This is a genomic window from Ilumatobacter fluminis, assembly GCF_004364865.1.
Taxonomy (GTDB): domain Bacteria; phylum Actinomycetota; class Acidimicrobiia; order Acidimicrobiales; family Ilumatobacteraceae; genus Ilumatobacter; species Ilumatobacter fluminis.
The window spans coordinates 2366450-2378729 of record NZ_SOAU01000001.1; the positions used below are offsets into that span (position 1 = coordinate 2366450).

Below are 12280 nucleotides of genomic sequence, written 5' to 3' on the forward strand. Positions count from 1 at the left end.
GGGCGATCAGCCCATCAGGTCGCGCAGCTGCTCGATCGTCTTGGTCGGGTCGCCGATCGGCGTGACGGCGAGATGCGTCACACCGGCCTCCTGGTACGCGGCGATCCGTTCCTTGACATGGCTCGCCGTGCCGACGAGGTTCGTGTTGGCCAGCATCTCCCGAGGCACCTTCGAAGCCGCCTCTTCCTTCTTGCCCGACAGGTAGAGATCCTGGATCTCGATCGCCTCGTCGACGTACCCGTACTTCTGGGTGATCGTGTTGTAGAAGTTCTTGTCGCGGGCGCCCATGCCGCCCACGTACAGCGCCACGTTGGGGCGGGCCATGTCGAGCACGCGGTCGGCCGCGTCGCCGGCGAACTCGTCACCGATCGCCACCATGCCGCCGGCCGAGATCTGCAGTTGGCCGAGCGATTCGTCGCGCTGGGCCTGGCCCTTCTTGAGCTCGTCGCCCCACACGGTGTGGAACTTCTCGGGATCGAAGAAGATCGGGAGCCAGCCGTCGGCGTACTGCGCCGTCGCCGTGACCGACAAGCCCATCAGCGACGCCCAGAAGATCGGGATGTCCTCGCGGACCGGGTGGTTGATCAGCTTCAGCGGCTTGCCGAGGCCGGTGCCCTCGCCCTCGGGCAGCGGGATCTGGACGGCCTTGCCGTCGTAGACGACCTTCTCGCGACGCCACGTCATGCGACAGACGTTGATGTAGTCACGGATGCGAGCCATCGGCTTCTCGTACGGAACGCCGTGGAAGCCCTCGATCACCTGTGGGCCGGAGGCGCCGAGGCCGAGCACGAAACGGCCACCGCTCACATAGTCGAGACCGGCAGCCGTCTGCGCCATGCAGGTGGCGGTGCGCGAGTACGTGTTGAGGATGCCCGACCCGATCTGGATCGTGCTCGTCTTCGCCGCCAGGTAGCCCATCTGGCTGACCGAGTCGAAGCTGTATGCCTCGGGGACCCAGACGATGTCGAGGCCGGCAGCCTCGAGTTCGCGCACGCGCTCCACGTCAGCGTGGAAGTCGCCCGAGTAGTTGATCATCATCGAAAGCTTCACGGCGACGACGCTACGCAACAGCGGCGCCCCGGGCCGCATCGGGCCGCCGTTCGGATCAGGACGTGCCCAGCGCCCGATCGACCTCTCGGTCGAGGAGCAGCCACTGTTCGTCGAGCCAGCCGTCGAAGTCGTCGCCGGCAGGGACGTCGGCGCGAGCGACACGCCTCGGCACGAACCGGACGGGCGGGAGCGGCTTGGCGAGCTTGTCGATGATCCCGCCGAACGTGTCGAGACCGTCGAACCCCGTGTGCCACACCAGCACCACGTCGGCGTCGGGTGCCGCCTCGACCATGGCTCGCGTGCCGGCCGGCCGTGGCGGGAGCAATCGCCGCAGGCCACGCATCCGCTCGGCGCGGCTCGGATCGCGCTCGGCGATCTTCTCGATGGCGCTGGCCCGTTTGACGTCGTTCGCCCGCGTGCCCTCGGCGAAGATCACCCCGACGGTGCCGTCGCCGACACCCGCGGCGAGATCGCGCAGTGCATCGAGTTCGGCGTCGCTGTCGGCCGCCTGTCGGTCGAGGAAGTAGTTCGGGACGCGCAGTCCGACGATGTCGAGACACGGGTCGCCGAGCAGTTCCTTCTTCAGCACGTACCGCGGTCGGAGGCCGGCCTCGCACCGAATCGCCCATGCCGACAGCAGCGAGTCGGCGAGGCTGGCGTGGCGGGCCACGACGATCGCGTTCCCTCCCGCCAAGGCGTCCGGTTGCTCGAGCTGCGGTCGGATCCCGGTGGTGGCACCGAGTGCCGACATCAGGAGGCCGGCCCACCAGCGCATCAGCTCGTAGTGGTAGGCCTCGTCGTGGGCGCGTCCGGTCACCCACGCCCAGAACGACCGTGCGACGCCGGCCAGTTCGATCCACGCCCAGCACACGCCGAACCCGCCCAGTCGGGCCAGAGGAAACCGGAAGCGGCCACGAACCGCGTCCACGAGGACGACCGCAGGCAACCACAGCGGCGTCGACAGCGTGGCCAGGACGGCGATCGCGACGAGCGACGGGATCGTGACCGCGCGCCGCTTCAGACGGGCCCGTCGTGTGCGCCCGGGCGCGGTCATCCGCTCTGCGCCGGCTGGTGCAGCTCGACTCGATTCCCGTCGGGATCGAGCACGAATGCCTGCCGCGCCGTCGTGCCACCGACCGACTTCGCATCGGACACCTCGCACCCGGCCTCGCGCAGCGCGTCGACCGCGCGCTCGAGATCGTGGACCGAGAACGCCACGTGCTGTCCGACGTCGTCGGGCACGTGCGGTGTCTCGATGAGGTGGACCTGGCGACCGTTGCCGGCGTCGAGCCATGCTCCGCCGAACGAGAACGCGGGTCGTTCCAGCTCGGACATGCCCAGCAGATCGCGGTAGAAGCCGAGCGCTCGCTCGGAGTCGGTGACGTTGAGCGACACGTGGTGGATGTCGGCGATCAACATGCCGACACCGTACTTCGCCCGTGCGGAGCTCGTCCGGACATGCCGCGCTGCGGCGCGCGCCACACCGACGTGCGAACATGGGCGACAGATGGAGCCTTCGGCATGGTGGCGACACCGACGTTTCGGGATGTTGGTCGACGTGAGCCTGGCGACCGTGCCCGGATGGGCCCCGGTCGGCCAGGACGTTTCGTGGTACCGGGCGCACATCGACGGTCGTGTCGCCGACGCGAACCTGCATCCGACGTCGCTCGTCGAGGCACTCCACTATCACCGTGAACGTTGGGGACACGTCGACGACTACGACGACTTCTTCCCCTTCCTCCATTTCGACGACTTCGACCCCGACGCCTGGGCAGGGCTCGCCCGAGACGCCGGCATGGGCTACGCCGTGATGACGGCGAAGCACCACGACGGGCTGTGCTGGTGGGATGCGCCGGGCACCGACCGCACCGTGATGCACGACGGACCGGCCCGCAACGTGTTGGGACAGTTCTCCGCAGCCTGTGAACGCGCCGAGGTGGTGTTCGGGGTCTCGTACTCGCTGCTCGACTGGTCGGACGGCCGATATCCGGGCACCGACTACGTCGACGACGTCGTCCATCCGCAGGTCATCGATCTCGTGGAGCGCATGGGAGCACAGCTCGTCTGGGCCGATGGCCACTGGGGTGCCGGGGGCGATCGGTGGCGCAGCGACGAGTTGCACGAGGCACTCCGCCGGATCCGCCCCGAGGTGTTGGTCGACGATCACTGGTGGGCGAGCCGTGCCGACGTCCGCGTCGTCGAACACCGGTTGCCCGGCGGCATCGAGACCGACCCGTGGGAGTACCGCCGAGCCCTCGGTGCCAGCGGAGCGTTCAACCGTGCCGAACCCGACGACGCCCTCGCGTCGCCGACCGCGCTCGTGTCCGAACTGACCGAGGTCGTGGCGAAGGGCGGCCACATGCTGCTCCGCGTCGGTCCCGACGCCGGCGGGGCATTCGCCGATGCCGTCGTCGAACGACTCCGGGCCGTGGGCGGTTGGGTGCGACGTCATCAGCGACTCATCGACGAGGGCCGACCCTGGGCGCACTGGGGCGACGCCGACGCCCGCTATCTCACGGTCGACGACGAGCTGTACGCGATCGACGTCAGCGGACAGGGCCGATTCGCTCATCTCGGCAACGAGAACGGCCGCGTGGTGTCGATCAGCACGGCCGACGGGAACCCCGTCGAGTTCGACCAGACCGACGGCGGGGTCCGTCTCACGAGGCCGCCGCGACGTTCACAGCGGATGCCGGCGGTGTACCTCGTCGAGCACGACGCACCACCGCCGCCACCGATCGAGTTGTTCCCCGCAGGCGCCGAACAGCACACCGAACTGGCCGAGTTGCTCACGGACGCGAAGCCGGGCGACATCGTCCAGCTCGGCGAGGGAATCTACGTCGGCCCTGCTCGCATCCCCGACGGTGTGACGGTCCGCGGACTCGGACCCGACCGCACGACGGTCGACGGGGCCGAGAGTGTCGCCGTCACGCTCGGGACCGGGAGCCGCTTCGAGCACTGCCGGACGCGCGGTGGCGGACGTCGGGTCGGTCATCTGCCGCGTTTCAGTGTCCGTGTCGCGGGCGACGGTGCGACCATCATCGGCTGCGACGTCGTCGGCCACGTCGCCCTCGACGGCGGATCACCTCGCATCATCTCGTCCACCGCGTCGGGCGTCGTCGCCGCCGGACCGAATCGGATCGAGATCGTCCGCAGCACGTTCGGCGGTATCGGCACCGACGTCGGCATCGCCATCACGGGCGGCGCCGGTCACCTGATCGACAGTTGCGAGTTCGAGGGCCATCGAGCCGCGATCGTGCTCACCGGCACCATCGGTTCGACGATCCGGGCGAACCGGATCCGCGCACGCTGGTGGGGCATCAGCGCCGTCGACTGCGAGGCGACCGACATCATCGGCAACGCGATCGAGTCGACGATGCGAGCGGTCGACATCGACGGCGGCACGGAGGCCCGCGTGACCAGCAACGCCGTCTCCGACGGCGACAGCGGCTGCGTCCTGCAGGACGGAGCGTCGAACGCCGAGATCGGCGGCAACCACTGGGCGCGCTGCCGCGTCGGGCTGCTGGCGTGGGGCGCCGGCGAGTTCCGCCAACGCGACAACATGTGCGCCGACCTCACGTCGGAGGGCCACGACGTCGTCGTCGGCCCCTGACGCCCGATCGATCGGCGATCAGTTGGCGGCGCGGGCCGCTTTCACCCGGTCGTGCGGGTCGAGGAAGACCTTGCGCAGGCGGATGTGCTTCGGCGTGACCTCGACGCACTCGTCGGCGGCGATGAACTCGAGCGCGTGCTCGAGCGACAGCACACGGTGCGGGGTGAGCTTGACCGTCTCGTCGGACGACGACGCACGCATGTTGGTGAGCTTCTTCTCACGGCAGATGTTGACGTCCATGTCGCCCGCACGCGAGTTCTCCCCGACGATCATGCCCTGATAGACGATCGTGCCCGGCCCGACCATCATCGTCGCCCGGTCCTGCAGGTTGATCATCGCGTAGGTGGTCGCCGGGCCCTGGCGGTCGGCGACCAGCGAGCCGCGTTCGCGGGCGCGGATGTCGCCGTGCCAGGGCTCGTAGCCCTCGAAGATGTGACTGACGACGCCGGTGCCACGCGTCTCGGTGAGGAACTCGGTTCGGAAGCCGATCAGGCCGCGTGCCGGAACGAGGTACTCGAGGCGCACCCAGCCGAGGCCGTGGTTGACCATGTTCTCCATGCGGCCCTTGCGCTGCGCGAGCAGCTGGGTGACCGCACCGAGGTGTTCTTCGGGCACGTCGATGGTGACCCGTTCGACGGGCTCGTGGCGCTTGCCGTCGACGTCCTTCGTGACGACCTCGGGCTTGCCGACGGTGAGCTCGAAGCCCTCGCGCCGCATGTTCTCGATCAGCACGGCGAGCTGGAGTTCGCCACGGGCCTGGACTTCCCAGGCGTCCGGGCGATCGGTCGGGTTGACGCGCAGCGACACGTTGCCGACGAGTTCGGCGTCGAGCCGGTTCTTCACCAGGCGGGCGGTCATCTTCGAGCCGTCCTTGCCGGCGAGCGGCGAGGTGTTGATACCGATCGTCATCGACAGTGCCGGCTCGTCGACGGTGATGCGAGGCAACGGGACCGGGTTCTCGGCGTCGGCGAGGGTCTCGCCGATCGTGATCTCCTCGATGCCGGCGACGGCGACCAGGTCGCCGGGTCCGGCGGAGTCGACCGGGACGCGGGTCAGCTGTTCGGTGAGGAACAGCTCGGCCACCTTGGTGCGCTGGATCGTGCCGTCGAGGCGGCACCAAGCGACCTGCTTGCCCTTCTCGATGGTGCCTTCGATGACACGGCACAAGGCGAGGCGGCCGACGTACTGGTTGGCGTCGAGGTTGGTCACCCAGGCCTGCAGCGGAGCATCGGGGGTGTAGGCCGGCGACGGGATCGTGTCGAGGATGACGTCGCACAGCGGGGCCAGCGAGTCGCCACGCAGCGACTCGTCGTGGGCGGTGTTCTCGTCGAGCGATGCCCAGCCGTCACGACCCGAGCAGTAGACGATCGGGAAGTCGAGCTGTTCGTCGCTGGCGTCGAGGTCCATGAACAGCTCGTACGCCTCGTCGACGACCTCTTTCACCCGGGCGTCGGGACGGTCGATCTTGTTGATGACCAGGATGACCGGCATGTCGTAGCCGAGCGCCTTGCGCAGCACGAAGCGCGTCTGCGGGAGCGGGCCTTCGGCGGCGTCGACCAGCAGGACGATGCCGTCGACCATCGTGAGGGCACGCTCGACCTCGCCACCGAAGTCGGCGTGGCCCGGCGTGTCGACGATGTTGAGCGTCACGCCGCCCCAGCGGACCGATGTGTTCTTCGCGAGGATGGTGATGCCCTTCTCGCGCTCGAGATCGTTCGAGTCCATGACCCGTTCGGCGATCGACTCGTGGGCGCTAAAGGTGCCGGCCTGCTTCAGGAGGCTGTCGACGAGCGTGGTCTTGCCATGGTCGACGTGGGCGACGATGGCGAGGTTCCGGAGATCGTCGCGACGAGCCGGCCCGTGGCCGGTGAGGTGAGGGGTGTCGACATGCATGGCCGTACCACGCTATCGACCCCGGAGCCTTGTTCGACGCGGCCCCGGTGGGGGTCAGTCGTGGACGGCGGTCTCGGAACGGACGCCGCCGATGTCGATCGTGATCGAGTCGCCGCGGGAACCGGTAGCGCAGGCGTACGACACGCTGCGCGTTTCGAGAGGGAAGGTGTAGCGCGATCCGTCGGCGAACTCACAGACGAACGAGTCGGGCTGGAACCCGAAGTCGACCAGGGTGAACCCGGCGACGAGGCAGTCGTTGCCGAACTTGCACGGCTCGTTCCGGGGCTCGATCACGATCTGCGGCCCGACGGCCGGCGCCGCGGTCGTGGACGGTGCAGCGGTCGTGGACGGTGCAGCGGTCGTGGACGGCGCAGCGGTCGTGGACGGTGCAGCGGTCGTGGACGGTGCAGCGGTCGTGGACGGTGCAGCGGTCGTGGACGGTGCAGCGGTCGTGGACGGCGCCACGGTGGTCGACGGGGTGGCCGTCGTGGACGGAGTCGTCTCGACCTCGAGGTCGGCCAGTTCGAGCGTGGTCGTCGGTGCCGGCGTCTGTTCGGCGAGCGTGCCGACCGGAACGGCCGCCTCGGTGTCGTCACCCCCGAGCAGCACGACCCAGGCGATCACCGACAGGGCGAGCACGAGCAACACGCCGATGCCGACGAGAACCAGCGTCTTCACGCTCGGTCCGCTCCGCACCGGCTCTCCGGCCGCTGCGGCGGCGATGGCCTGTCGGGCCTTCTCCCGCTTGCGCGCGTTGGGCGTCTGCGGAACGGCTCGCTTCGGCGCTGCCGGTTCGGGCTTCGGCGCCGGTGATGGGCTGGGCGCCGGGGCCGCGCCGAGCAGCGGTTCGGTCGGGCGTTCGGGCTCGGCACTCGGTGCCGGTGGTGCGACTGCCGGCTCCGGTGAAGCGGCTGCCGGCTCCGGTGAAGCGGCTGCCGGCTCCGGAACCGGGTCCGGTTCGGCCGGTGCGGGCTGCTCGTCGGGTAGCGGCGAGGACGTCGGACCGACATCCCAGACCGACCCGCCCGAGGGTGCCGACGTCCCACCGTTGCGGGCACGATCGTCGGAGCTGTTCGAAGGGGGCGGTGTGTCGGCGGGGGGCACACCCCATTATCGGCGACGGCGAGCTCGAAGTTGAGCTCATCTCCCCTGGTCAGGAGAGAAATCGCCGTGCGCCGCGCGCCAGTCGGCGAGCTGCCCGAACAGGGTGACCCGGTCGCCCGCGTCGACGCCCACGTCGGCGAACACGTCACGGTTCAACGCCTCGGCCGCCTCGAGCGCCAGGTCGCGGCCGGTCGTCGTGATCGCGGCCAGCACGCTCCGTCCGTCGTCGGGGTTGGTGCTGCGCTCCACCAGGCCGGCAGCGGCGAGTCGCTGGACGGCGTTCGTGACACTCGCCGGGTGCACCTGGAGCCGTTCCCCGATCTTGCCGACCGGCATCGAACCGCGACCGCTGAAGTGCAGCAGCATCAACACTTCGAATCGGGCGAAGGTGAGTTCGAACGGTCGGAGGACCGCCTCGACACGGGCCAGCATCAGCTGTTGCACCCGCATGATCGAGGTGACGAGCGCCATGCCGTCGGCGACGTCGCCCCACCCCGCCGCCGACCAGTTGTCGTGCGCCAAGGAGATCGGGTCGACGCGGAGACCGGCGGATTCGTTGCGTTCGTCGATCGACGTCACGCTCCCACTGTACATGTACTTTGATGTCAAACTAAGCTGTCGACATGGCGACCAATCGCGAACGCTGGCAGGAGGCCTTCGACTCGTCGAAGCTCCGCGACACGCCGTACGAGACCATGTCGGGCATCCCGCTCGATCCGGTGTACGGCCCCGACGACGGGGAGTTCCCGGGCCAGTACCCGTACACCCGCGGCCCGTACGCGTCGATGTACCGCTCGAAGTTGTGGACGATGCGCATGTTCGCCGGCTTCGGCACCGCCGACGACACGAACTGGCGCTTCAAGGAGATCATCAAGTCGGGCGGTACCGGCTTGTCGACGGCGTTCGACATGCCGACCCTCCTCGGCATCGACTCCGACGATCCGATGGCGCTCGGCGAGGTCGGTCGGTGCGGCGTTGCCGTCGACACGTTGGCCGACATGGCCGACCTCTACCGCGACATCGATCTCGGCGAGATCACCACGTCGATGACGATCAACTCCCCCGCGGCCGTCATCTTCGCGATGTTCGTCGCCCAGGCCGAACAGGCGGGTATCGCCCGCGAGCGGCTCGGCGGCACGCTGCAGAACGACATCCTGAAGGAATACCAGGCGCAGAAGGAGTTCGTGTTCCCGCCCCGCCAGTCGATGCGGCTGGTCCGCGACACGATTGCGTTCACGGCGGCCGAGATGCCTCGCTGGCACAGCATCTCCATCTCCGGCTACCACATCCGAGAAGCGGGCTCCACCGCGGCCGAAGAGCTGGCGTTCACCTTGGCCAACGGGTTCGCCTACGTCGAACTGGCGAAGGAGGCCGGTCTGGCAGTCGATTCGTTCGCTCCCCGCCTGAGCTTCTTCTTCAACGCCCACATCGACTTCTTCGAAGAGATCGCGAAGTATCGGGCGGCGCGCCGCATCTGGGCCCGGTGGCTCAAGGAGCGGTACGGGGCCGAGAACGAACGCTCGATGCAGCTCCGCTTCCACACCCAGACGGCGGGTGTGTCGCTCACCGCGCAGCAGCCCGAGGTCAACATCGTCCGCACGGCGATCGAGGCGCTCGCCGGGGTCCTCGGTGGCACCCAGTCGCTGCACACGAACTCGATGGACGAGGCGCTCGCGCTCCCGACCGAGAAGGCGGCTCGCATCGCGCTGCGCACTCAGCAGGTCATCGCCCACGAGACGAACGTGGCCCACGTCGCCGACCCGCTCGGTGGCAGCGATTACGTCGAGGCACTCACCGACGAGATGGAACGTCGAGCCGAGGCGCTGTTCGCCGAACTCGACGAGATGGGCGACGGGTCGATGCTCGAAGGGGCGATCCGGGGAATCGAGGAGAACTGGTTCCAGGGCAAGATCGCCGACTCGGCGTTCGAGCTCGAACGCAAGCTCAACAAGGGCGAGCGCATCACGGTCGGCGTGAACGGCTTCACCGACGGCAACGACGACGACCAGCTCGAGTTGCTGAAGATCACGAACGAGGACGAACAGCGTCAGCGCAAGCGTCTCGACGTCGTCCGACAGGACCGAGACTCCGATGCGGTCGCCGCGGCACTCGCCCGAGTGAAGACCGAGGCGGCCGACCCCGAGGTCAACCTGATGCCTGCGCTGATCGACGCCGTGAAGACGTATGCCACGCTGGGCGAGATCATGCACGCCCTCGAAGACGAGTTCGGCCGCCACGTCGAAGTGCCGACCATCTGAACGGAGTCACCACCATGCACGCAGGACGCATTCTCGTCGCCAAGGTCGGCCTCGACGGCCACGATCGCGGCATCAAGGTCGTGGCTCGAATCCTCCGCGACGCCGGCTACGAGGTCATCTACACCGGCCTGTTCCAGACACCCGAGACGGTCGCAGCCGCCGCGGTCGACGAAGACGTCGACGCCGTCGGCCTGTCGATGCTGTCGGGCGCACACATGACGCTCGCTCCCCTGGTGGTCGAGGCGATCCGGGCCCGGGGTGCCGACATCCCGGTCATCGTCGGCGGCATCGTCCCCGACAGCGATCTCGACGAGCTCGCCGCTGCCGGTGTGGGCACCGTGCTCACACCAGGGGCGACCGCCGACGAGATCGTCGCATCGGTCGGCCGCGCCCTGGCAGGAGCTCAGTGAACCGAAGGCCGGTCGACGGGTCAGACGTAGTAACCGGTGATGTCGATGACGGCGTGGAACGAACCGTAGGGGCCGGCGATCAGGCGGAGCTGACGGTCGCCGCCGAGGCGTGAGAGCGACGCGTTCGCCACGGTCTCGCCGGGGCCGACCCAGTTGACCGTCGAGGTGTCGGTCGTGCCGACGCCGCCGGGGACGACCGAGAGGTAGCTCGGTTCGGTCGTCTGCACGGCGGTGGCATTGAAGGTGACGGCCGTGGCGCCGGGCGGGACGGCGTTCGGTGTCGTGATCGCGCCGGATGTCCCGTTGCGGCCGTTGGCAACGCTGATGTCGCGCTGCGACGACGGGAGGAACACGCCGCTGTCGGGGAACGTCGGCACGCGTGAATCGAACACGCGAACCGGCGTGATCGGGTGGAACCCGCCGCCCGATGCCGGGCCGGCCAGGCGCTGCCATCGGTCGGGGGCGTAGCAGTACCAGAGTGAACCGTCGGTGTTGCGGGCGAGTGTGCCGGCGATGCCCGGCGTCGTCGTGCCGACTGCGGTGGCCGCCATGCCGATCCGGCCCGACTGGTCGGCGTAGAGGTCCCACTCGGTCCCCTCGCCGACCACGCCGACACCGTTGGTCGACCGGCCGACCACACCGGAGGCGCTGTCGGAGACGCCGATCACGCCGGTTCCGGCGGGTGCGCCGTTCGATTCGCCGTAGACGCCGGCGCCCCCGTTCCCGGTGGACAGACCCGACACACCTCGCCCGGACACGCCGCTGGAGTCGCCCCGGACACCGATCCGGGTGTCGGTGCTGCTCACGCCGTACAGCGAGGCGTTGCCTGCCGAGGTGCCGTCCTGGACATGGATCGTGGAGCCTCCGGTGAGCTCGGTGGTCGCCGTGCCGGTGTTTCCGGCGCCGATCACGAGCGACTCCCCGTTCGCCGCCGACGCCCGGCTCGACAGAGCGATCCCGCCGACCGCAGCGGCCGCCGCGGCACCAGCACCACGACCGAACAGTCCCCGTCGAGATGTCGTTCGGTCGTCGACGTGTGTGTCGGTCTCGTTGGTCGTCTGATCAGTCATGCGATGTCCTTTCGTCGCTGGGTCGCACCTCGGGCCTTCCCGTTCGACCGCGAGTTCAACCGGATCGGCGCAGGACGAGGTGTTCCCGTGTCGATTCCGTGTCTCGGTCGGGTCCACGACCGGCGGGCTGTGGCCTGGGAGAGTTCAGGGGTGAGCGAGCGCCGACGACTCCCCCGCCGCTACCTGGTCGTGGCTGCGTTCGTGTTCGTCGTCGCAGCCTCCGAGCGCTTCGGTGGGCCGTTGACGGTCGACGCCCTGCGCGGGGCGGTGTCGAGCGGCACGGAGGCGGCGGCCGACCAGCTGCGCGACCGGAACGCCCGCGGCGAGATCCATCTCACGTTCGACGACGGACCGACACCCGGCTACACCGCCGAGATCCTGGAACTGCTCGACCGGTACGACGCCGAGGCGGTGTTCTTCCCCATCGGCGAACAAGTCGAACCGAACGCCGCTCTGCTCGAGCGGGCCGTCGACGACGGTCACCGACTCGGCAACCACACCTGGGCGCACGACCGACTCGCCGACCTGACGGCTTGGGACTTCGACGCGGCCGTCGGACGCACCCAGATCGCCGTCGAACGTGCGACCGGGACCGTACCGACGTGTTTGCGCCCGCCGGAGGGCGTCATCGACGACGCTGCCGTCGACATGGCGGCAGCGGAGGGCCTCACCGTCGAGATGTGGACCGTCGACCCACTCGACTGGCAGACCGACGACCCGGATGCGATCGCCCGTCGCGTCATCGACGGAGCGGAGGACGGCGCCGTCGTGTTGCTCCACGACGGGGGCGGCGGCCGCGACGCCACCGTCGACGCACTCGGGACGATCCTGCGCGAACTGGGTCGCGACGGCTACCGGTTCACCGTGCTCCCCGGTTGCTGA

General features: G+C 69.0%; 11 protein-coding genes. 4 read left to right on the forward strand and 7 right to left on the reverse strand.

Annotated elements, in window-relative coordinates:
* Nucleotides 1-6: 6 nt before the first annotated feature.
* From BDK89_RS10785 to BDK89_RS10795, 3 genes are read right to left on the reverse strand one after another with little or no spacing between them, the layout of a single operon-like run.
* Complete coding sequence (locus BDK89_RS10785; RefSeq protein WP_133868952.1) at nt 7-1050, reverse strand: LLM class F420-dependent oxidoreductase; 1044 nt, start codon at nt 1048-1050, stop codon at nt 7-9.
* Between the two features lie 55 nt (nt 1051-1105).
* Nucleotides 1106-2104 (reverse strand): 1-acyl-sn-glycerol-3-phosphate acyltransferase, encoded by a 999-nt coding sequence (locus BDK89_RS10790; protein ID WP_133868953.1) that lies wholly within the window; start codon nt 2102-2104, stop codon nt 1106-1108.
* On the reverse strand, nt 2101-2469 hold the full coding sequence (locus BDK89_RS10795; protein ID WP_133868954.1) for a VOC family protein: 369 nt from the start codon (nt 2467-2469) through the stop codon (nt 2101-2103). The genes BDK89_RS10790 and BDK89_RS10795 overlap by 4 nt, the downstream gene beginning before the upstream one ends.
* On the opposite strand from BDK89_RS10795, the gene BDK89_RS10800 reads away from it, so the two are divergent.
* Nucleotides 2468-4663 (forward strand): alpha-L-fucosidase, encoded by a 2196-nt coding sequence (locus tag BDK89_RS10800; protein WP_279586814.1) that lies wholly within the window; start codon nt 2468-2470, stop codon nt 4661-4663. The two genes, BDK89_RS10795 and BDK89_RS10800, sit on opposite strands and share 2 nt — an antisense overlap.
* Before the next feature lie 18 nt (nt 4664-4681).
* Here BDK89_RS10800 and typA read toward each other — a convergent pair whose 3' ends face one another.
* From typA to BDK89_RS10815, 3 genes are all read right to left on the reverse strand, one after another.
* A complete protein-coding gene (gene typA, locus BDK89_RS10805) occupies nt 4682-6556 on the reverse strand; it encodes a translational GTPase TypA (protein ID WP_133868956.1) in 1875 nt (624 codons plus the stop codon).
* A 54-nt stretch (nt 6557-6610) separates the two neighbouring features.
* Nucleotides 6611-7234, reverse strand: coding sequence for a flagellar basal body-associated FliL family protein (locus BDK89_RS10810; RefSeq protein WP_133868957.1), 624 nt, complete (start codon nt 7232-7234; stop codon nt 6611-6613).
* A 462-nt stretch (nt 7235-7696) separates the two neighbouring features.
* Entirely contained in the window at nt 7697-8239 is a 543-nt protein-coding gene (locus BDK89_RS10815; protein WP_208294037.1) for a MarR family winged helix-turn-helix transcriptional regulator, read from the reverse strand.
* A 44-nt stretch (nt 8240-8283) separates the two neighbouring features.
* Between BDK89_RS10815 and BDK89_RS10820 the strand changes: the two genes are divergently transcribed.
* Entirely contained in the window at nt 8284-9918 is a 1635-nt protein-coding gene (locus BDK89_RS10820; RefSeq protein WP_133868959.1) for an acyl-CoA mutase large subunit family protein, read from the forward strand.
* A 14-nt stretch (nt 9919-9932) separates the two neighbouring features.
* The gene (locus tag BDK89_RS10825; RefSeq protein WP_133868960.1) at nt 9933-10328 is read left to right on the forward strand and encodes a cobalamin B12-binding domain-containing protein; all 396 of its coding nucleotides are present in this window, start codon (nt 9933-9935) and stop codon (nt 10326-10328) included.
* 20 nt (nt 10329-10348) lie between these two features.
* Here BDK89_RS10825 and BDK89_RS10830 read toward each other — a convergent pair whose 3' ends face one another.
* Nucleotides 10349-11398, reverse strand: a complete 1050-nt coding sequence (locus tag BDK89_RS10830; protein WP_166657518.1) for a hypothetical protein — start codon at nt 11396-11398, stop codon at nt 10349-10351.
* Between the two features lie 150 nt (nt 11399-11548).
* Here BDK89_RS10830 and BDK89_RS10835 point away from each other — a divergent pair, with 150 nt between their 5' ends.
* A complete protein-coding gene (locus tag BDK89_RS10835; protein ID WP_166657519.1) occupies nt 11549-12280 on the forward strand; it encodes a polysaccharide deacetylase family protein in 732 nt (243 codons plus the stop codon).

Excerpts from the sequence above, each read along its gene's own strand:
- BDK89_RS10825 (WP_133868960.1), top strand. The coding sequence starts at position 9,933 with ATGCACGCAGGACGCATTCTCGTCGCCAAGGTCGGCCTCGACGGCCAC.
- BDK89_RS10790 (WP_133868953.1), bottom strand. The coding sequence starts at position 2,104 with ATGACCGCGCCCGGGCGCACACGACGGGCCCGTCTGAAGCGGCGCGCG.
- typA (WP_133868956.1), bottom strand. The coding sequence starts at position 6,556 with ATGCATGTCGACACCCCTCACCTCACCGGCCACGGGCCGGCTCGTCGC.
- BDK89_RS10795 (WP_133868954.1), bottom strand. The coding sequence starts at position 2,469 with ATGTTGATCGCCGACATCCACCACGTGTCGCTCAACGTCACCGACTCC.
- BDK89_RS10800 (WP_279586814.1), top strand. The coding sequence starts at position 2,468 with ATGCCGACACCGTACTTCGCCCGTGCGGAGCTCGTCCGGACATGCCGC.
- BDK89_RS10820 (WP_133868959.1), top strand. The coding sequence starts at position 8,284 with ATGGCGACCAATCGCGAACGCTGGCAGGAGGCCTTCGACTCGTCGAAG.
- BDK89_RS10830 (WP_166657518.1), bottom strand. The coding sequence starts at position 11,398 with ATGACTGATCAGACGACCAACGAGACCGACACACACGTCGACGACCGA.